Consider the following 20,036-nt stretch of genomic DNA (forward strand, 5'->3'; position numbering starts at 1 on the left):
TACAATATTTGCGTACTATTGCGGCTGTTTTTGAATGATTACAGGTTGCTGAATTTGATCAGGCTGAAAGCTAACACGACTGACCAAGTCATTGGGTTGTAAGCCTTGAATCACAGCGGTATTGTCGCTATAGCGTTGTTCTAAAACAGTAACGTCTATACGTGCAATTTTTTGATCACGAATAACCCATACATAAGGCTTGTTTTCTATATTGTGGATGGTGTTAAGTGGAATAATTTGCCCTGAAATTTGATTGCTTGCCAAAATATGACCATCTACAAAAGCACCAATACTGAGTGAGGGGAGGGCTTCTAATGGAGTGGCAAAAAACTCAATTTGACGACTGGCTAAATCTGCAACAGGAGAAACACGACTAATCTGGGCATTGAGTGTGTTGTTGTGACCTTGCAATTGATATTCAATTTTTTGTCCCACTTTCAGGGCTGCCTGTAAGTCACTTGGTAATTTGGCTTGAATTTCTAAGCGTGAAGGATCGACCACTTCAAATAAAGTCTGTCCTACAGCAACAGTTTGCCCTGGTTCTACTTGACGCTGAGTAATAACGCCACGTATAGGGCTTGTAATCGTGCCGTCTTGATCGGCTTTGAGTGCAATATCTACATTGGCTTGTTGTACCCGCACATTTTCAATTTGCGCACGATAGTCCAACTGACTTTGTTCATATTCAACCTGTGAAATAAAACCTTGATCGAGCAGGCGTTTTTTTCGCTGCATCATATTTCGAGCTTGGTTGGCTTGGGCTTGGGTTGCGGCCAAATTGGCGCGTGTTTGCGCCAAGCGTGCAGCATTGTCTTGATTGTTCAGACGAACCAAGGTTTGCCCACGTTGCACTGCATCACCCACTTTCACATTCACGGATGTGGCAGTGGCGCTGACTTGCGATTGAATACTACTTTGATTGACCGCACGCACGGTGCCTGTAAAGGCAGTTTTTTCGATGGCACTGCCTTGCTGGATGGTAACTAAATCTTGTTGAATTAATTCTATTTTTTCTGGTGTGGGAGCAACATTTTCTGTTTCATTTTTTTGGCAGGCAGAAAGAAATACACATAACCCAAGTGTACTGATCCGAAGAAGTGGCAAAGGTTGTTGATTAAAAATGAATGCGATACGCTGTGCAATGTGCATGCATATTTGTCCTTATTTTAATGTCAAAATGACAACGCAAAAAAAGCCAGCCCTATTCTAGGGCTCTGAGGCGTTGAATAATTCTGTCGTATTCTGCTTGGGTATTTCGATAGCTTGTTTGTAAAGATTGAATCATGTCTTTTTTTAATTCAATATTTTTTAAGTTATTGTCTAAATTGGTTTTCAGTTGTGGTGGTACAGGCTTAACTTTACGTAAATACTCCATTTCCTGACGTTTAAAACTAATACGGTCAGTTTGGAGTTGCTTGAGTTGTTCTTGTTGAAAGCTAATTTGCTTTTTAATGTGCGCTAAAGTGTTATTTCTCTTAATGGTGGCAGTTTGACTGTTGGTATAGGCTTTTTTTAGACGCTGGTCCGACTCACTCTGACGTGCTTGAGCAGCACGTTGTGGTGCTTTTTTAATATCGGTTTCAGTATTATAGGGACGAGCACGCTGAATCACTTGCATGTTCCGATCCAAAGCCTCATAGCCATAGCGGATATGATTTGGGGTCACATTGCTGCTAATATTGGCTACACCTTTTTGATCATAATAACGATACCATACTGCTTTATTTTGAGTTTCGGCCATCAATTGTGCAGAGGGAAACAGAAGCAACGCTAGCATCGCTATTTTGAACGACTTTTTATTTTGTTTTAATTTGACAGCGAGTAATTGTGCAAAATAAGTGCTCACGTTGTCCCCCAAATGAAAGTTGACTAAATTACTTAAATTAAACGTAATATATAGTGTTATATTAGATCAAAATTAGAAATAAAAAAAACACAACCGATAAAAAAATATCGATGGTCACCAGAAAGTGTGAGTGATTTGGTGATAATGGTGTAAAAGTGTAGCTTCGAGCTAAATATGTTCGTTGAAACTACAAGTAAAGATATGTTAAAAATACGATCAATGTGTAAAAATTTCTACTCAGTTGCTTGTACAAACAAAATGGGAAGGGTCATTGAATGGACGATAAATTCCAAAATCTAAAAGTCATGGTGATTGATGATTCAAAAACCATTCGCCGTACAGCCGAAACGCTCTTACAACGAGAAGGTTGCGAAGTGGTTACCGCAGTAGATGGATTTGAAGCTTTATCCAAAATTGCAGAATCAAATCCTGATATTGTGTTCGTAGATATTATGATGCCACGTTTAGATGGTTACCAAACTTGTGCCTTGATTAAAAATTCACAAAACTATCAAAACATTCCGGTCATCATGCTTTCAAGTAAAGATGGTCTATTTGACCAAGCCAAAGGGCGTGTTGTCGGTTCAGACGAATATTTAACTAAACCATTTAGTAAAGACGAATTATTAAACGCAATTCGTAACCACGTGACAGCATAACTATATCGTTAGATTTATTGGGGAAAATAATGGCTCGTATTCTTATAGTCGATGACTCGCCTACAGAAACCTTCCGTTTCAGAGAGATTTTGACTAAACATGGCTTTGAAGTGATTGAAGCTGCTAATGGTGCAGATGGAGTCACCATGGCACAAGCTGAATTGCCAGATTTAGTTTTAATGGATGTGGTTATGCCGGGCGTAAATGGCTTCCAAGCGACGCGTCAAATTTCGCGTGGTGATACCACTAAGCATATTCCAATTGTAATTGTAAGTACCAAAGATCAGGCCACTGACCGTGTCTGGGGTAAACGCCAAGGTGCAAGCGATTACTTAACCAAACCTGTTGACGAAAAACAATTAATTGATGTGATTAATCAACATCTAAATGCAGGATAAGCTATGGCTGCAAATGGTTTTATTGAATTACTTCGGTTATCTAAACGTGGTAACAAAAACTACGTTAGTACCGAAAATGAGGTAAACCGCTGGTCAGGCATTGCTTTTGAGATGATGGGGCAATATTTTGTTGCTCCATTGGGAGAGGTTTCTGAGGTTATTTACCCACCGAAATACACACCAGTTCCGAACACCCAACCTTGGGTGGTCGGTTTGGCCAATATTCGGGGTAGATTGCTCTCAGTTTCAGATTTGGCACATTATGTTTCTGGGCAAAGCAGCCAATATTCACCTACTCAAAAAGTAATGTGTATTAGTCATAATGACCATTATGTCGGTTTGGTTGTAGATCAAGTTTTGGGTATACAGCACTTTAATAAGAAAAGTTTCTTCTCTAAACACAATGATTTAGAAAGTAATTTACAAGAATATTGTCAGGGCTATTTTCACCAGCATAACCAACAATGGCATGTTTTCTTATTTAGTCGTTTATTGCAAAACCCAAAATACATGAACGCATCTATAAAATTTATAAATTAACTGTCGCGCACCTAAAAAATGAAGGCGTCAATCGGGGAGAAGCTGCATGGGCTTTAAACTTAAAAAGAAAAATTCAGGCGAAGAAACTGTTCGTAAAGCAAGTGGGCCAGGTTTTGTGGCAAAATTACAAACGCGAACTGATGAGTTTGCGAGTGTATTTGGTGAAACAGAAAAATCTAAGCCACTTATTTTAGGCGCAGCTTTTTGTATCATCTTATCGCTTTTCCTGTTGCTATACCTTTTTTATAGTGTGCCGCGTAATAACGATTTTACCCGTAGTTTGGGTGATTTACGTCTATTGTCACAAACCATTTCACGTCAAGCGACTGAAGCAACTGCATCAGGTACGCCTGAATCAATCAAAAATTTGACTGATTCGCAAAAATCTTTTGCAGAAAACTTAGAAACGGTTAAAGACATTCATGCTAGTACAGACACGTTGCGTGAAGTTGAAACACAGTGGAAATCGGTTTCTGAAAATATTGATTTGATTGCTTCGCAACAAAAAATCATTAACCAACTTTATGACACTAACATTGCAATCAGTGAAACCATTCCAGGTATTCAGGCTGAATATAACTTGATGGTTGACCAAATGGCACGTCAAGATATGCCAAGTAGCCAGGTTGTAATTGCAAAAAACCAGGTATTCATTGCAGAACGTATCTTGCGTTCAATTAGCTCGGTATTAACAGGTACAGATAGTTCACGTGAATCTGCGGATGACTTCAGTGCCGATACTGAAACTTTCGGTGCGTATTTGGCTGCACAGTTAAATGGTAGTGCAGAGCTGGGTGTACAACGTATTGCACAAGAAGACTTACGTGAGTCATTAACAGGTATTCAAGCAGAATATGAAGATGTATTGAAATCTGCTGCTGCAACCGTTTTAAGTAACTCTACTCAAATTGTAAAAGTACGTCAGGCTTCATCTTCTATTTTTGACCAGTCTGATAAACTTTTAAGTAATTTAAATAAATTGTCTGGCAGTTCAGGTTGGTCTATTGCAATTCCAGCAATTGGCTTAATTACAGCCTTACTTGCATTCTTGTTCTGTGTATTCAAATTACTTGGCTTACGTGGTGAAGCTGATAAAACTCGTGTGGTTCGTCTACAAGATGAATATGACCGTAACCAAAACGCGATTTTACGTCTACTCGATGAGATCGCCGACCTTGCAGATGGTGACTTACGTTCATACGCAACGGTATCGGAAGACTTTACAGGCGCAATTGCTGACTCGATTAACTTCGCGATTGACCAATTACGTGACCTTGTATCGCGTATTCATGAAACATCACACGAAGTTGCACAATATACGGCAACTACGCAGAACATTACCAACCAGTTAGCAGAAGCTTCTGAACATCAGGCGCAAGAAATTGCAGGTGCATCTGCGGCGATTAACGAAATGGCAATGTCGATTGACCAAGTATCTGCCAACGCGGAAGAATCCGCTGCGGTAGCAGAACGTTCGGTACATATCGCATCGAATGGTGCGGACGTTGTAAACCGTTCAATTGAAGGTATGGATATCATTCGTGAGCAGATTCAAGAAACCTCTAAGCGTATTAAGCGTTTGGGTGAATCTTCACAAGAGATTGGTAACATCGTTGCCTTGATTAACGATATTGCCGACCAAACCAACATCTTGGCATTGAACGCAGCAATTCAGGCGTCTATGGCGGGTGAAGCAGGTCGTGGTTTCGCGGTCGTTGCGGATGAGGTACAGCGTCTAGCAGAACGTTCAGCATCTGCAACTAAGCAGATTGAAACACTGGTTAAAACGATTCAGACCGATACCAACGAAGCCGTAATTTCGATGGAACAAACGACTTCTGAGGTTGTACGTGGTGCGAACTTATCTAAGGATGCGGGTGTTGCACTCGATGAGATTCAAACAGTATCGAGCAACCTTGCGAAATTGATTTCTAACATTTCGGATGCTGCAAAACTACAGTCTGCGTCTGCAGGTCACATTGCAACTACGATGAACGTTGTACAAGAAATTACTTCGCAAACCACAACGGCAACCTTTGATACAGCACGTTCGGTATCTGAGTTGGCCAACATGGCAGAATCATTACGTGAATCTGTAACTGACTTTAAACTACCTGAATAAGCGGAATTCCAGCTTGGGGAAGGGTGTACCTATACTTCGGTAGAGGTACACCATCATTCAGAGATAAAGCATCGAAAAGATGAACTTAACTTTTGAGTTAGGGGCATTCAGGATGGTTACAATTAAGTTGAAGTACCTTTCGGTGCTGAAAACGTAAGAAGCCTTAGCTATGAAAGAAATATTAAAAAATTTAGTTGAAACAACGACGCTTCCTGAAGATAGTTATCTTGATCAAGATGCGGAAATTCTTGAAATTTTTGTTGAAGAAATTGAAGAAATCTTCGAAGAATTAAATCCATTATTTGTAACTTGGTTCGAAAATCCGACAGACCAAGAAACTTTAGTGACCATTCGTCGTCACTTTCACACCTTAAAAGGCTCGGGTCGCATGGTCGGTGCGAAGTCTGCGGGCGAACTGGCATGGACGGTAGAAGATACTTTAAACCGTGTGCTTTCGGGTGCTGTTACCCTTAATACTGATATTCAAAAATTTGCAAAAACTGTTTTCCATATTTATCAATATAAACTGTATCCAATTTTCAAAAATGTGGGTGTCATTGATATTGATTTACGCCCATTGGTACTTTTAGGACAACAATTACAGCAAAACCAAAGTCCTGAACCAGCGTTAGAAGAATTACTTGTTTTAGCCGATCAATTAACAGCACAAGATATACCAACAGGTCTTGAGCTGAGTGATGCGATTGAGCCTGAAATGGCTGCAACAGTAGCGGCGACAGAAGAATTTGAATCAGCAGAACTGCCTGCAGATGTTGAACACGCAGAAGTTGCGCAAGACACGACTACAGATGAAAGTCTGTTGGCTGAAACTCTGTCTATATTTATTGAAGAAGCCGAAGAGCATTTGGCGACCATTGATCAATTCTTGGCACAAGAACAAATTAAATCTCAAGATTACAATGGTCTGATTCGCGCCCTGCATACTTTGCGTGGTAGTTCATCGATGGCGCAAATTGATCAGGTGTTTGAAGCCAGCTCTAAAGTTGAAAACTTATTCAAAGCCTTTGTGCAAGATGAAATTGAATCGACCTCTAAAGAAACAGCATTGTTGGTGCAGTATGCAGAATTTGTACGTGATTATTTGCATATTCTGCGTCAAGGACGTTGTGATGGTTTAGATGTCATATATGACACCTTTAACAAAGCGTGGGATAACTACGGCTTTAGCAGCAGCGACACTGATGAATTAGCCAATCCTCAAGGTTTGGTCTCTAAATTAATTGAACTGAATATTGACCGTTTACTTGATGCCGAATTTGAATTTGATAAATTGGCGCAAGCACAGTATCCAGACTATTTGCAAGAATTGAGTGCGCAGGCACAATTGTTGGTGGATCATACCGATAACCGTGCATCAATTGGTATTCATCAATTTACTCAAGAGCTGAAAGCAGCGTATGACCGTGTTTTAGCTCAACCAGTTTTGCTAAATTCAGAATATGCTTACGAGCTATTTGCGCAGGCACATCAAGAATTTATCCATTTATTCGATACTTTGGCAGCTGGGCAGCGTGTCACGGTCACTGAAGATATTCAGAAAACGCTGAATGACTTAACTGCATTTGTACAGCAAGATATTGAAGAGTTGGCGCTTGAAACATCTGAAAGCGTGATTGAAGAAGCTGATCAAGTCACTGAAACTGCCCCTGCTGAAGTAGAAAATGTTGAGACTTCATCAGAGGTTGCAACTGTAGAAAGTTCTGGTGCGGTAAACTTGGCGCAATTGTCACAACGTATTGCCGCTGACCGCCAAAATATCCACGCAGCAGATGCCAACAAGGATTTTGATCCAGATTTACAAGACATCTTCCTTGAAGAAGCCGAAGAACTTTTGGTGGGAATGGATGAAGATGTAAACACGTGGTCTAAAGACGCCAGTGATACATCAGCCTTAAACAACCTGATGCGTTATTTGCACACTTTAAAAGGTGGTGCGAATATGATTGCTGCAACGCATATTGGTTTAATTGCGCATAACCTTGAATCAATTTATGAGCGCATTATCAATAACCAAATTGTTGTTTCACCTGCGTTGATTCAAATTATTCGTTTAGTACAAGACGACATTGCAGACCGTATTCAAACCATTCGTGAAGAAGGTGTGGACTATGAAGCGCCAGAATCCATTGCGATTTTGGCTGACATTGTTAGCTTGTCACAAGGTAAATCAATTGAAACGAATACCGCTGTTCAACCTTCAATGCAACAAGAGCAGCCAGTGCAAGTTGAAACAGAAGCCGAAACTGAAGCAGAAGCCGAGATGCAGTCTGCAGAAGAAGTATTGGCAGATGATGTTTCAGTTGAACTTGAAGATGCCCCTGCAGCCGTATTTGAACCAATCACTGAAATTGCTGCTCCCGAAACAACGGCTGAGTCTGAAGATGAACAACTGCTTTCTATAGTAGAAGAAACATTCCGTGAAGAAGCTGAAGAAATTTTAGATTCAGCGGATCAGCGCTTGAAGCATTGGTTTGAACAACGTAGTGACCGTAGTATTTTGCTACAGTTACAACGTGCTGCGCACAGCTTAAAAGGTGGCGCACGTATGGTTGAAATTGAGCCTGTTGCGCAAATCGCCTATCAGCTTGAAAGTACCTTTGAACAGTTTGCTGTACATCAGTTTAACTCGAATGTTTACGATGCACTTTTACAAACCACGTTGGCTTGGTTGCGTGATGCTATCTTTAAAGCCGATTACAGCAATTATGAAAGTCTGAAATCGAGCTTGGCCGCTATGCAATTTGTGGATGTTTCTGCGCAATTGCCTGAGCGTTTAACGCATACAGACTTGTTATCACCAAGTCGTAGTTATGAGTTTGTACAAGGGGATGGCACCGAGCCACCTGCGATGTCAGGCGAGTGGAGTGAAACAGCCACACTAGACAATAGCAATGAGATGATTCGTATCTCTGCCGATTTGGTAGAGAAGATGATCGACTTGTCTGGTGAGAACTCGATTAACCGTTCACGTATTGAAATGGAGCTTGGACAGCTTGGCGGTACGCTGAATGAAATGGAATTGGCGATCAAACGTCTGGCAGATCAGTTACGCCGAATGGAAGGCGAGTTGGAATCACAGATTATTGCCAAACACGGTTCTGAAAACTCACGTTATGCAGACTTTGACCCATTAGAGATGGACCAATATTCCTCATTGAATCAATTGTCTAAATCTCTTGCGGAATCTGCATCGGACTTGGTGGACTTTAAGAGCACATTGGCTGAAAAAATCCGTGATGCTGAAGGTTTGCTTTTACAACAATCACGTATTCAGGCCGAAATTCAAGAAAGCTTGATGCGTACTCGTTTGGTACCATTCTCACGCTTGTTACCACGTTTACAACGTATTGTGCGTCAGACTTCATCTACCTTGAACCGTCCAACAGAATTGGTGGTACACAATACCGAAGGTGAGTTGGACCGTACCATTCTTGAACGTTTGGTGACTCCATTTGAGCACATGCTACGTAATGCGGTAGACCATGGTATAGAAGACCCTGCACAACGTGCAGCGGCCAATAAACCTGAAGTCGGAAAAATTGAACTTAACATTAGCCGTCAAGGCACAGATGTTGTGGTGACGTTTGTGGATGATGGTAAAGGTATTGATGATGCGAAAATTAAACAAAAAGCTTTGAGCTTGGGTTTAATTAAGGCAGATCAAGACCTCGATAAAAATGAAATTCTACAGTTAATTTTCCACCCTGGTTTCACCACTGCACAGGCGGTGACACAAATTTCAGGTCGTGGGGTTGGCTTGGACGTAGTGCAAAGCGAAATTAAAGCGCTCGGTGGTCACGTTTCTGTAGATTCAACTTTGGGTCAGGGCACAACCTTTAGTATTCGTGTACCGACCACGGTTGCGGTATCAGATGCCTTGATGGTAAAAGTTGGTGATCAACAATTTGCAGTACCATTGGCGCAAATTGATCGTATTGTGCGTATTGCACCAAGCACTTTGGAAACATACTTCAACAGCAATGAAGACCTCTTCCAAATTGACAACCAAAGCTACAAGTTACGTTACTTGTCTGAGTTTGTCGGCAATCAGCCTTTACCGCGTTTAAATCACGTTGGTCACTCATTACCGGTGCTGTTAATTAAAGGCAGTACAGGGCAAACCATTGCCTTATTGGTTGATCAGTTAATTGGTTCTCGTGGTCAGATTGTTGTGAAACCAATTGGTCAGCAGTTCTCAAGCATTGGTGCAATTGCGGGCGCAACTATTTTAGGTGATGGTCAGGTTTGTCTGATTTTAGATGGTCAAAATATTGCCCGTCAGATTCTTGCAACGCAACGTACCAAGCAAGCTAGCGATCAGCGTGATACTCAACGTCGTGATGCACGCCGCTTGATTATGATTGTGGATGACTCGGTAACTGTACGTAAGGTAACGTCACGTCTGCTTGAGCGTCAAGGTTATGATATTGTCACAGCGAAAGATGGTATTGATGCCATGGAGCAGCTGGAAAATGTTAAACCAGACCTGATGCTGCTAGATATTGAAATGCCACGAATGGATGGTTTTGAAGTGACTAACTTGGTACGTCACCACGATATTCACAGCAACTTGCCAATTATTATGATTACCTCGCGTACAGGTGAAAAACACCGTGAGCGTGCGTTCAGTTTAGGTGTTACCCACTATATGGGTAAACCGTTCCAAGAGGCAGAATTGCTTGCCAATATTGAACAATTATTAGCAGCGAGTCGGGGGTAAGCCATGAGTCAGAGCAATAGTCCAAATTTACTCGGCCAAATCAGTCAACAAGAGTTGCAACACTTAATTACCGTATCTACGGGTTTTATTGATGCCTATATTGTTGAATGTCATGCCAAGCAACCCATGCTGCTGCCACAAAACATTGTTTTATCGGCACTGGACAATGCCACACAGGTTAAAACTGTGGAATGGCACGATTCACAATTACCTGTCTATGCAGTAAATGACCCTGAGAAAAAAATGGGTGTAGCCTTGGTAATTGAAGGTGATGAAATGGAGCAGCGCTTTGCATTGATGTGCAATGAAATGCCGCAAACCATTCGTTTGCGTATTTCTGAAGTGGTTGATGATGATCAACAAGCCGATGATCCTAGCGTATTCCAATATGTGCGTATGGGAGATCAAGTCTTTCATGTACCAAACTTGCAATACATTCAAGAAAATCTGATAGCTGAATAACCATTGTTTAGCCAATAGAAAAGGAACTCAAATTGAGTTCCTTTTCTATTTTTAGTGTTGAATTTTCTGATTTTAAGTCAATAAACCTTCTAAAATTTGCTCATAGATTTCTGCCAATGGTTCTAAATCGGCTACATTTACATGCTCATTAATTTGGTGGATGGTTGCGTTTAATACCCCAAGCTCAAGTACTTGTGCGCCTGTTGGTGCAATAAAACGGCCATCTGATGTGCCACCACTGGTGGACAATTCAGTTTCGACACCTGTTACATTACGAATAGCCTGACGTGCCGCATTCACAAGTTCACCTACAGGTGTTAAAAAAGGTAAGCCTGATAGTGTCCAGTCAATCTCATAATCAACTTGATGACGATCTAAAATTTCTAATACACGCGCTTTTAATTCATCTGCGGTGACTTCAGTTGAATAACGGAAATTAAAAGTGACAGTCATGTTGCCTGGTACTACATTGGTTGCACCAGTACCTGCTTGAATATTTGAAATCTGAAACGAGGTCGCAGGGAAGTATTCATTGCCATGATCCCACACAGTTTCACATAACTCAGAAATGGCTTGAGAAGCAGTATGAATTGGGTTGATCGCTAAATGTGGATAAGCCACATGACCTTGTTTACCTTTGACGGTCAATACGCCATTGAGTGAACCACGACGTCCATTTTTAACAATATCGCCCAACTGATTTGTACTAGAAGGTTCACCCACCAAGCACCAAGTTATTTTTTCATTGCGTGCTTCTAAGGTTTCTACCACTTTCACTGTACCGTTAATAGATGGACCTTCTTCATCTGAAGTGATGAGAAAGGCAATTGAACCTTTGTGATTAGGATGCTTGGCAACAAAGCGTTCTGAAGCAACCACCATGGCAGCCAAAGCGGTTTTCATATCGGCGCTGCCACGACCATACAATTTGCCATCACGAATTTCTGGTGCAAATGGATCAGAATTCCAAGCATCCAAACTGCCAGTAGGGACAACATCGGTATGACCTGCAAAACAAAAAACAGGTGATGCTGTGCCTTTACGTGCCCACAAGTTATCGACATCATCAAAACGCATAGATTCTATGTTGAAACCAATTTTTTCTAAGCGCGCTGCCATCATGTTTTGACAGTTGTGATCGACAGGTGTGACCGAGGGTTGACGTAAAAGTTGCAGGCTTAAATCGAGTGTAGCAGTAGAGGTCATGCGCGTTTCAGACGTTTATCAATAATGAGTACTAATAATAGGGGAATAATGCTAAAAAAGTGAAATTTTAGTGTAAAAAAACCTTGTTTGAGCACAAGGTTTTTTGAATTTCTGATGTTTCAGGTGAAAGTTTTCACCAAGAAACCCAGAATTATTGACGGATTTCTTGCTGAGTTTTTTCAGCGGTATTGCTGACTGCATTACCAGCAGATGAAACATCTTCACCCACGCCTTTAATGGTGTTACAACCAGTTAAAACAAACATCATAAGTAGTGAGGTTGCTAAAATTTTTTTCATGATTATCTCCAGTATTTTAAAGCAAGAAACATTTTGTCCTGTGTTTTTAGATTAAGAAATAAACAAAAAAATAAATAGGTAACTTTCATGGTGGTTGCGTAATGAAATGTTGAAACTGTTATTCAACGTGTAAGGGCGGATAGCTGAGATAAGAAGCTGCTCTATACATATAAAATTCAGAAGTTGTGGCTTGGAAATATAAGCCATCAGTCCACCATTGGTTGGTTAAACTACTGGCTTGCGCATTTGGGCAAATCCATTCGTGTCGTTGTAAACGATAAAAGTCAGCCGTTTTTTCTGGAATATGGTTGCCCCAAGTGCCTAACCGACGTGCACGGTTAACCCAGTGTGGCGTGCGGTCTACAGTATTTTGGCTATATAAATGTGGGAAATACAACTGACCTTTCAGGACTGCAAAACGCTGCTGGATGGGAAAATTTAAAGCCTGCTCAAACTGGAATTGTTTTTGACTGAAATGATTGAGTTTGCGTGCCAAAGTGTCGGAACGGTTTAAGCCATACCAATGTGGCAATGAAAAATCTGCTTCAGCCAAGTAATATTTTAAAGCAACTTCCCAATGTTCAACTTGCTGGGTGTCTTGATTGTGCAGTAAAAAGTCCAGCTCACCGACGGTTTTTGCCCCATCAATAATTTGAATACTGTGTCCGAGTAATTCGAAGGGATGGTAGTTACGATCGAGCAACCAAAACCACATCAGCATTTCAAAACGTAAACCCAAGCGGGTACTTTTGAGTTGATTTAGAAAATTATGCAAGGCTTCGGGATGTAAATCTAAATAAGCCAAACGCTGTTGGTAATTGAGATAATGCTGTTGCCAAAAAGCATCTGCATGCAGTGTAAAAGCATGATGAATTTGTAATTCGGGTGGCAAGCTAGACAAAATATTGGGGCTCGCCAAAGCAAATGCCAATTGCCGCACCGCAGCTGTGCGATAGTTTAACCAGACTTCGGGCGCAAGCGCAGGAGGGTGCGACTCAATCATGTACGAATCCATGCGAAAAATGCAGAATTACCACGGAAAATGAAAAAACGCTTTATACTACCGCAATTCGTAGTTTGGGACAGTGGTATGCAAAGCTTGTTTTGGCGAAGTTTGGTGGTGATCTTTGTCATCCTTGGCTTTATTGGTGCATTGCTGCCAGGCATGCCCACCACAGTTTTCCTGATACTTGCAGCATGGGCCGCTTCACGCGGGTGGCCGCAAATGGATGAATGGTTGCTGAATCATCCTAAATATGGCAGTACCTTAAGGGATTGGCGCGCTAATGGGACAGTGCCACGTAAAGCCAAGTGGTTTGCCACTATTATGATGAGTATCAGTGCGATCATTATGTTGTTTACCACAGCACCGGTTGCAGTCAAAATTTTTACCAATACCACCATGTTTGTAGTTGGCGTGTGGTTGTGGTTACGTCCTGAACCTGAGCCACCATTTAAAGAATAATAATAGGATGAAGCAATGACATATTCATACGCCCAAGCTGATATTTTGATTGATTTAGCAGAGCAAACTTTATATCTGCCTAAGCATAGTAAATTTTATGTTATTTCCAGCGGTGTTAATGGCATTGGTGAAGCTGAAAATAGTGGTCAGACCCCGCGCGGATGGCATGAAGTTGCTTTAAAGTTTGGGGAAAATGAACCTGAAAATGCAGTTTTTATTGCCCGTCAGCCAACAGGTGAAATTTACAATTTAGATTTAGCAGAGCAATTTCCTGAGCGAGACTGGATTTTAACCCGTATTTTATGGCTTAGCGGTCTAGAGCAAGGGTTTAATCAGGGCGAGGGCTGCGATACTTTTCAACGTTATATCTATTTGCATGGCACACCAGATACAGAGCCGATGGGTATTCCTGCTTCACATGGCTGTATTCGTATGCGCAATCAGGATATTTTAGAATTATTTGAGTTAACTCCTGAAAAAGCATTGGTTTATATTTCTGAACATAAACTTGATTTGAATGGTTGATCTGCAAGTTTTGCATGAAAAGGGTAGTTATAGTGAACTATAAAACTCTAGCCAAATGCGTAAATCAATGTGTAGGCTAAGCAAGTGCTAACAAGTTGAAAAGCCCATTAATTTTGCTTGAAAACTAAAATAACTTACAGAATTTGTTTGTTTTTATAGCGGATCACCTATTTTTTAATCACTCAGTCACAAAAAACTGAAAACAAGCCGAAAAGCGTTTGACAGTCGGTAAAGATTCTCTATAATGCACCTCACAAACGATGAAGACGTTAAGGGCGCTTAGCTCAGTTGGTAGAGCGTCTGCCTTACAAGCAGAATGTCGGCGGTTCGATCCCGTCAGCGCCCACCAAGCCTTTTCGTTATAGATTCTTACGTGCAGCGGTAGTTCAGTTGGTTAGAATACCGGCCTGTCACGCCGGGGGTCGCGGGTTCGAGCCCCGTCCGCTGCGCCATTTTTCACGCCCTGAAGTGAAAAGTGTGATCAAATACCAAGACTATTCTTTTTTGGTCTTGCGTCTTAAAAATAACAGCGTTATTTTTATATCTCAGGGCGCTTAGCTCAGTTGGTAGAGCGTCTGCCTTACAAGCAGAATGTCGGCGGTTCGATCCCGTCAGCGCCCACCAAGCCTTTTCGTTATAGATTCTTACGTGCAGCGGTAGTTCAGTTGGTTAGAATACCGGCCTGTCACGCCGGGGGTCGCGGGTTCGAGCCCCGTCCGCTGCGCCATTTTTCACGCCCTGAAGTGAAAAGTGTGATCAAATACCAAGACTATTCTTTTTTGGTCTTGCGTCTTAAAAATAACAGCGTTATTTTTATATCTCAGGGCGCTTAGCTCAGTTGGTAGAGCGTCTGCCTTACAAGCAGAATGTCGGCGGTTCGATCCCGTCAGCGCCCACCATATATTCTTCTCCTTCTTTATCTTATATTTCTTGCGTATTGCTATAAATTCGCCTAGAATTTTTTATCTATAATAATATTAATATCCGTGACTTATGCGAAATCCTTATCAACGTAAAGCGGCGTCTAAGCAAGTAACGCAAACTTATAACGCGCAAGATATTTATAAGCAATTTATTGAGACGATGGTGTCTCAGGGGCATGTGTTTGCTTTATATGAAGATGGTTGGGCATTGTGTGCAACACCTACAGGCCAGCGTGCTTTTGCAATTTGGCAAAATAAAAGTTTGGCTAAATTGCTAATCAAAGACAATTGGGCCAACTATCAAGTACAAGAAATTTCACTAAAAGATTTTATTGAAAAAGTGATTCCTTTTTTACGTCAAGAAAGCACCAATATTTCTATGAATTTAAGTCCAGAAGGGCAGAATGTATTGGTTGCCCCTGAGAAATTATTGCTAGATTTGAAAAATTATTTGTATCAGGTTTATATGCAAAAACCGGAATTTTTTAAAGATATGCAAATTCCATTACCACGTTCGATTCGTATCAATTAAGCAAGCTGTATTGTTGGAATTTTAATATTCATTGAGCAACCAACCACTGATATATGCAAAATACTCGCGTAACCATGCGTTATAGCGCGTATAGAGTGGTGTAGGTGCACTGAGCATGCTGAATTGCTTATAACCCTGCCGTTTGGCAATTGCAGCTGCGCGTAGGGTATGAAAATCACTGGTGACTACTATAATCGGTTGAGTTTTATCTGTACCTAAGTGGTGGAGTAGTGGTTGGCTATTCTGTAAATTCAGTGCTGTGCTGGTACTTTTCGTTTCTAAAATAATTCTGGATGCGGCAATGGCATAATGCTGTTGTAAATAATTTGACATGACCTGTGCTTCGGTCAGTTGTTCTGCAAAGGCGGGCCCTCCGCTCACAATCAAATAACTTTGTGGATGTTGTAATGCGTAAGTTGCTGCAGTGTCTAGCCGTTTGGCTAATGTTGGTGAGGGAAGTCCGTTTTCAATCCCGCTGCCCAATACTATAACCACTTTGGCATTGGCTTGAGTAGATGTTTGAGATTGTGTTCCAAAATGAATATAAGCAAAAAAACAGAATAAGCTGATGCACCACATCCAGAATAAGCCCCAGCCTAACCTCCAGTATATTTTTAGATTTGAGTGCTGTGTGAGCTTGCGTTGAATCCATCTGTAAAATAAGGCATAACCCAATAAAATTATACCAATGACCACGGGCAGTACTGTGCCAAAATGAATTTTCTTTAAACTGATTAAATACAGACCATCGAGCACTAAAATCAGGGCAACCATGCCACTTAGCACACGTTTAAAGCAATTCAGTTGAGTGTGGGGTTGGCTTGATAGAGCAGGTGGCATAAGCTTCAATTCAATATTCTGGTGCAAATCAGTATATCTAAATCTTATTCCAATTGGTCACTCAGCCAAATCATGTTTGGCTGAGTATTTTTGATCTCAGTGGAATGACATCAAAGTTATCGTACCGAGTTAATACACATCGCGACGATAGTGACCTTGCTCACGTAACTGCTCGAGTTGATCATCGCCTAAAATATCTTGTAAGGCGTGATCGACATCACTGGCCATGCCCTGAATACTGCCACATACATAAATTACAGCACCGTTTGCAATCCACTGTTTTAGTTCAGCAGCGTGTTCACGTAATTTATGATGAACATAAATTTTTTCTTCTTGATCACGCGAGAAGGCTAAATCAAGTCGTTGCAACATACCTGTATTGACCCAAGCTTCAATTGTGCGTTGATAGAAGAAATCATGCGCTTGTTGGCGCTCACCAAAAATTAACCAGTTTTGGCTGTAATTAAGACGCGTACGGGCGTGTAATAGGCTCATTAAACCCGCAAGCCCAGTACCGTTGCCAATACAAATAATTGGGCGATTATCTGCAATTAAATGGAAGCTAGGATTATTCCGAATACGAAGGGCAATGTTTTGTCCCAATTCTGCATGTTGAGTCAGCCACCCCGAGCCTAAGCCAAGTTTTCCTTGCGCATCAGCTTGTTGGCGTACCACCAAGCGCAAAACTTGTTGAGTTGGGATGCTGGCAATTGAATATTCACGGCTTGGTAGTACAGGCAGTTGTACCAATAAATCTTCAAGGCTTTGAAACGGCTGAATGTGAACAGTTAAGTCTTTATCCCAAAGCCATTGTTGCAGCGTTTGCTGCTGTTTCGGCACAAGTGTTTGTGCATCTAGTTGATGTTGCGCTAAAAAGGATTGAATACGTGCCGTGCTATTGCCGGGTTGAATTTCGGCAATGTCACCTGCAGCCCAATGTGCTTCGTGCTGCGGTACAAGTTCAATATTAAATGCAGGTGCACCTAAACTATCTGGATTGAGTAAATCACGTTGTTGCAAACGCCATGTATCAAAGGTTTTATCAATTTGCATACTTTGCAATTCAAGCTGTGTCACCTGTGCTAACGCTTGATTCCAGCGTTGTACATCGGCAGGATTGGCATTGTCTACCTCTATGGTGTCAAATAAAGCTTGAGCCTGATTGCGTTGCAGCCATGCAGCAAGACGATGACCAAAATCGCAATAACTGTCAGGATATTCTTTAGAGCCTAGAGCTAAAACGGCATAACGTAAATGAGAGAGGTCTGAGCTTTGTGACATGATTTTTTTCACAAAGTTAGAGGCTAAATCGGGAGCATCTCCTGTGCCGTATGTGCTGGCAACAAACAAAATTTGGGTATTGTCTTTGAGGTCAGATGGCTGCAATTCTTGAATAGCTTTGACAGTGACAGGTTGATGCGCTTCTTGCAAACTCGTTGCTGTGCGCCATGCCAATTGCTCTGCTACACCTGTTTGCGTGGCATAAACAATTAACCATTGCTCAGCATTTGGGTCAATGCTGAATTGCTGCTGCGATTGACGTGCTGCTACAGTTAAGCGTTTTTGTTTACGACGTTTCAGATATAGCATCCAGCCTGTAATGAAGAATAATGGCATCATTAATGAAGCCAGCATGACCATAAACTGATAAATCGGGCCGAAGAAACTACCACGATGCACAGGCAACATGCTGCTCATGATTTTTTCATTAAGTTTTTTGTCTGCATAGAGCTGTAATGTAGTGATCTTGGTATTTTGATAATTAAAGGTCGCCGTGTTGCGTGCACGTTCATGCTGAGGAATGGCATCCACAAAATTGATGTCAATTTCCGCATTGGCTTGTTTGGGCACATTGAAGGTAATGTTGGAATAATCACGTCCTAATTGTTGCGGGAAGTGATGCCACGCCTGATTTAAGGCAAGTTGGATTTGAGCAGCATCTATATTATTTTTCGTTTTTTTGTTTTCTGATGGTTTCTGCTCTGCAGAAGAAGCGCTCGATGCTGCATTAAGCTGAGTTGGATTTGAGGCATTCGCACGAGGCTGAGCTTGTTGCTGAGGCTGTGGTCGTTCCACTCCAAGTACTTTGTACATGCCACCACGCCACCAATCATAAGACCAAAACAGTCCGGTACAGGCTAAAATCAGATAAAAAATGATGACCCATGTGCCTACAACAGCATGTAAGTCCCAAATAAAATTGCGCCCTTTAAGTTGGGGTTTAATTGCGAACCATTGTTTGAATGAATGACGTTTTGGCCAGCGTAAATAAATGCCACTTAACACAAAGAAAATCAGAATAAGCGTACATGCGCCTGTGATTTGTTTACCGACTGGCCCAACGGTTAAATTGCGGTGTAATTGCTGAATAAACTGAAAAAATTCGCGTCCTTTAACTTTTGGAAGTTCTTCTGCCGAATAGGGATTGATGAGAATATTTTGCCCGCGTTTTGAACCTTCTTTGGCAATATTAATACTTGAGGAGGCTGCAGGGTCTTTGGCAATGCTAATGCTATTGATTTTATAATCGGGTTGTACTTGCTGAAAATGTGTATAGATTTCAGCAGGTGTCAATTTGGCTGTTTGCTCAACTTGTACCTGATAACTTTCAGGATTCATCCATTTTAGAATTTCTTGTTCATAAGAATAAATTGCACCTGTCACGCCCATGAGTGACAAAATAAGCCCAGCGGTAATACCAAGGAACCAGTGAATTTGGAAGAATGTTTTTTTCAACATAAGGCGTGGGTGTTGAGAATGAATTGTGATGAAGAATAATACAGGTGCAATACGTATTGCAAATAATATTTATTCTCATTATCGTTTATTGTTTTAATTTTAATCAAAAAAAACCTCCATCACGAGGGACAGAGGTTTGCTATTCAGTAGAGGATATTTAGATTTGCTTTGCTTCGCCAGCAGATTCAGTTAAGTGCTTACGAATAGTATTAAAGGAGAAGTTTCGGCTATCCATACGCTTTGGTAAAATATAAGCACCTTGCTGACCTTTTACTTTAAAGTTCATTAAAATAAATTCAGGGGTGTTGTACCATTCGTACACATCTTTCCAGCCAATCGCACCTACACCTTCTTGAGCGCCCATTTGCTGACGCATGACGATGCCATGCGGTTGTACGCCTAAACGAATGCCCTTAATTTCTTGTACAGGAAATTCATTCATTTTACGTTTGACGTACCATTCCAAGCCGTATTTGCGTACTAATAAGTAAAGCACCACACAGACAATGGCAACCCAACAGAAAATAGTAGAATAATTTTTTAACAGAAGAATGCCTAAAACAGATAGGGCAACAATGACGCCCATAATGATCCATGCTTTCATGCCAATTTTATTGGTGCTGCGCCAAATGACCAATTGCGCATGACGCTGTTCTTCTTCAGAAACTTCATAGGTCACAGGCTGTAAGGTATAGGCGTATAAATTTTTCGCGGTCATAGTGAAACTAACAAATTTAAAA

At 41.3% G+C, this 20,036-nt stretch carries 17 protein-coding genes and 5 tRNA genes; 14 read left to right on the plus strand and 8 right to left on the minus strand.

The annotated features are described in order from the left end of the window. Positions 1 to 15: 15 nt before the first annotated feature. Positions 16 to 1,149, minus strand: coding sequence for an efflux RND transporter periplasmic adaptor subunit (locus tag HHA41_RS03685; protein WP_168417864.1), 1,134 nt, complete (start codon positions 1,147 to 1,149; stop codon positions 16 to 18). A gap of 52 nt (positions 1,150 to 1,201) precedes the next feature. Further along, entirely contained in the window at positions 1,202 to 1,777 is a 576-nt protein-coding gene (locus HHA41_RS03690; RefSeq protein ID WP_252726715.1) for a hypothetical protein, read from the minus strand. A gap of 344 nt (positions 1,778 to 2,121) precedes the next feature. Here HHA41_RS03690 and pilG point away from each other — a divergent pair, with 344 nt between their 5' ends. The 6 genes from pilG (at position 2,122) to HHA41_RS03720 (ending at position 10,768) form a co-directional block, all read left to right on the plus strand. Further along, positions 2,122 to 2,505, plus strand: a complete 384-nt coding sequence (gene pilG / locus HHA41_RS03695) for a twitching motility response regulator PilG (protein ID WP_004975524.1) — start codon at positions 2,122 to 2,124, stop codon at positions 2,503 to 2,505. A gap of 29 nt (positions 2,506 to 2,534) precedes the next feature. Continuing rightward, entirely contained in the window at positions 2,535 to 2,903 is a 369-nt protein-coding gene (locus tag HHA41_RS03700; RefSeq protein WP_004975526.1) for a response regulator, read from the plus strand. A gap of 3 nt (positions 2,904 to 2,906) precedes the next feature. Further along, on the plus strand, positions 2,907 to 3,443 hold the full coding sequence (locus HHA41_RS03705; RefSeq protein ID WP_104852339.1) for a chemotaxis protein CheW: 537 nt from the start codon (positions 2,907 to 2,909) through the stop codon (positions 3,441 to 3,443). A 46-nt stretch (positions 3,444 to 3,489) separates the two neighbouring features. After that, on the plus strand, positions 3,490 to 5,565 hold the full coding sequence (locus HHA41_RS03710) for a methyl-accepting chemotaxis protein (RefSeq protein WP_168460580.1): 2,076 nt from the start codon (positions 3,490 to 3,492) through the stop codon (positions 5,563 to 5,565). Positions 5,566 to 5,734: 169 nt separating this feature from the next. Then, positions 5,735 to 10,306, plus strand: coding sequence for an Hpt domain-containing protein (locus tag HHA41_RS03715; RefSeq protein WP_168460581.1), 4,572 nt, complete (start codon positions 5,735 to 5,737; stop codon positions 10,304 to 10,306). 3 nt (positions 10,307 to 10,309) lie between these two features. After that, entirely contained in the window at positions 10,310 to 10,768 is a 459-nt protein-coding gene (locus tag HHA41_RS03720; protein WP_168460582.1) for a hypothetical protein, read from the plus strand. A gap of 72 nt (positions 10,769 to 10,840) precedes the next feature. Here the strand turns inward: HHA41_RS03720 and dapE are convergent, their stop codons facing one another. From dapE to HHA41_RS03735, 3 genes are all read right to left on the minus strand, one after another. Then, positions 10,841 to 11,974: a succinyl-diaminopimelate desuccinylase gene (gene dapE / locus HHA41_RS03725; protein ID WP_168460583.1), complete on the minus strand. Its 1,134-nt coding sequence runs from the start codon at positions 11,972 to 11,974 to the stop codon at positions 10,841 to 10,843. Between the two features lie 151 nt (positions 11,975 to 12,125). Next, a complete protein-coding gene (locus tag HHA41_RS03730) occupies positions 12,126 to 12,272 on the minus strand; it encodes an entericidin A/B family lipoprotein (RefSeq protein ID WP_168417858.1) in 147 nt (48 codons plus the stop codon). A 118-nt stretch (positions 12,273 to 12,390) separates the two neighbouring features. Next, a complete protein-coding gene (locus tag HHA41_RS03735; RefSeq protein ID WP_168460584.1) occupies positions 12,391 to 13,275 on the minus strand; it encodes a DUF1853 family protein in 885 nt (294 codons plus the stop codon). 87 nt (positions 13,276 to 13,362) lie between these two features. Between HHA41_RS03735 and HHA41_RS03740 the strand changes: the two genes are divergently transcribed. The 8 genes from HHA41_RS03740 (at position 13,363) to HHA41_RS03775 (ending at position 15,717) form a co-directional block, all read left to right on the plus strand. Next, entirely contained in the window at positions 13,363 to 13,737 is a 375-nt protein-coding gene (locus HHA41_RS03740) for a YbaN family protein (protein WP_168460619.1), read from the plus strand. A 15-nt stretch (positions 13,738 to 13,752) separates the two neighbouring features. Next, on the plus strand, positions 13,753 to 14,262 hold the full coding sequence (elsL, locus tag HHA41_RS03745; protein WP_168460585.1) for a cell wall-recycling L,D-carboxypeptidase ElsL: 510 nt from the start codon (positions 13,753 to 13,755) through the stop codon (positions 14,260 to 14,262). A gap of 273 nt (positions 14,263 to 14,535) precedes the next feature. Further along, positions 14,536 to 14,611: transfer RNA gene (locus HHA41_RS03750), tRNA-Val, on the plus strand. A gap of 26 nt (positions 14,612 to 14,637) precedes the next feature. After that, positions 14,638 to 14,714 (plus strand) — tRNA-Asp (locus tag HHA41_RS03755). A 96-nt stretch (positions 14,715 to 14,810) separates the two neighbouring features. Then, positions 14,811 to 14,886, plus strand: a tRNA-Val gene (locus HHA41_RS03760). 26 nt (positions 14,887 to 14,912) lie between these two features. After that, positions 14,913 to 14,989: transfer RNA gene (locus tag HHA41_RS03765), tRNA-Asp, on the plus strand. A 96-nt stretch (positions 14,990 to 15,085) separates the two neighbouring features. Beyond that, a tRNA-Val gene (locus HHA41_RS03770) sits at positions 15,086 to 15,161 on the plus strand. Positions 15,162 to 15,255: 94 nt separating this feature from the next. After that, positions 15,256 to 15,717 carry a DUF2750 domain-containing protein gene (locus tag HHA41_RS03775; protein WP_168417854.1) on the plus strand — a complete coding sequence of 154 codons (462 nt, stop codon included), beginning with the start codon at positions 15,256 to 15,258 and terminating at the stop codon, positions 15,715 to 15,717. Positions 15,718 to 15,738: 21 nt separating this feature from the next. On the opposite strand, the gene HHA41_RS03780 is transcribed toward HHA41_RS03775, so the two are convergent. The 3 genes from HHA41_RS03780 to HHA41_RS03790 form a co-directional block, all read right to left on the minus strand. Further along, positions 15,739 to 16,557 (minus strand): YdcF family protein, encoded by an 819-nt coding sequence (locus tag HHA41_RS03780; RefSeq protein ID WP_168460586.1) that lies wholly within the window; start codon positions 16,555 to 16,557, stop codon positions 15,739 to 15,741. A gap of 129 nt (positions 16,558 to 16,686) precedes the next feature. Further along, entirely contained in the window at positions 16,687 to 19,296 is a 2,610-nt protein-coding gene (locus tag HHA41_RS03785) for a sulfite reductase flavoprotein subunit alpha (RefSeq protein ID WP_168460588.1), read from the minus strand. Positions 19,297 to 19,453: 157 nt separating this feature from the next. Next, a complete protein-coding gene (locus HHA41_RS03790) occupies positions 19,454 to 20,014 on the minus strand; it encodes a YcxB family protein (RefSeq protein WP_168417851.1) in 561 nt (186 codons plus the stop codon). Between the last annotated feature and the right edge of the window lie 22 nt (positions 20,015 to 20,036).

The organism is Acinetobacter sp. A1 (assembly GCF_012371315.1).
Taxonomy (GTDB): Bacteria; Pseudomonadota; Gammaproteobacteria; order Pseudomonadales; family Moraxellaceae; genus Acinetobacter.

Excerpts from the sequence above, each read along its gene's own strand:
- HHA41_RS03735 (WP_168460584.1), bottom strand. The coding sequence starts at position 13,275 with ATGATTGAGTCGCACCCTCCTGCGCTTGCGCCCGAAGTCTGGTTAAAC.
- pilG (WP_004975524.1), top strand. The coding sequence starts at position 2,122 with ATGGACGATAAATTCCAAAATCTAAAAGTCATGGTGATTGATGATTCA.
- HHA41_RS03715 (WP_168460581.1), top strand. The coding sequence starts at position 5,735 with ATGAAAGAAATATTAAAAAATTTAGTTGAAACAACGACGCTTCCTGAA.
- HHA41_RS03710 (WP_168460580.1), top strand. The coding sequence starts at position 3,490 with ATGGGCTTTAAACTTAAAAAGAAAAATTCAGGCGAAGAAACTGTTCGT.
- HHA41_RS03730 (WP_168417858.1), bottom strand. The coding sequence starts at position 12,272 with ATGAAAAAAATTTTAGCAACCTCACTACTTATGATGTTTGTTTTAACT.
- HHA41_RS03690 (WP_252726715.1), bottom strand. The coding sequence starts at position 1,777 with ATGCTAGCGTTGCTTCTGTTTCCCTCTGCACAATTGATGGCCGAAACT.
- HHA41_RS03720 (WP_168460582.1), top strand. The coding sequence starts at position 10,310 with ATGAGTCAGAGCAATAGTCCAAATTTACTCGGCCAAATCAGTCAACAA.
- HHA41_RS03785 (WP_168460588.1), bottom strand. The coding sequence starts at position 19,296 with ATGTTGAAAAAAACATTCTTCCAAATTCACTGGTTCCTTGGTATTACC.
- HHA41_RS03740 (WP_168460619.1), top strand. The coding sequence starts at position 13,363 with ATGCAAAGCTTGTTTTGGCGAAGTTTGGTGGTGATCTTTGTCATCCTT.
- HHA41_RS03705 (WP_104852339.1), top strand. The coding sequence starts at position 2,907 with ATGGCTGCAAATGGTTTTATTGAATTACTTCGGTTATCTAAACGTGGT.
- elsL (WP_168460585.1), top strand. The coding sequence starts at position 13,753 with ATGACATATTCATACGCCCAAGCTGATATTTTGATTGATTTAGCAGAG.
- dapE (WP_168460583.1), bottom strand. The coding sequence starts at position 11,974 with ATGACCTCTACTGCTACACTCGATTTAAGCCTGCAACTTTTACGTCAA.
- HHA41_RS03700 (WP_004975526.1), top strand. The coding sequence starts at position 2,535 with ATGGCTCGTATTCTTATAGTCGATGACTCGCCTACAGAAACCTTCCGT.
- HHA41_RS03775 (WP_168417854.1), top strand. The coding sequence starts at position 15,256 with ATGCGAAATCCTTATCAACGTAAAGCGGCGTCTAAGCAAGTAACGCAA.
- HHA41_RS03780 (WP_168460586.1), bottom strand. The coding sequence starts at position 16,557 with ATGCCACCTGCTCTATCAAGCCAACCCCACACTCAACTGAATTGCTTT.
- HHA41_RS03790 (WP_168417851.1), bottom strand. The coding sequence starts at position 20,014 with ATGACCGCGAAAAATTTATACGCCTATACCTTACAGCCTGTGACCTAT.
- HHA41_RS03685 (WP_168417864.1), bottom strand. The coding sequence starts at position 1,149 with ATGCACATTGCACAGCGTATCGCATTCATTTTTAATCAACAACCTTTG.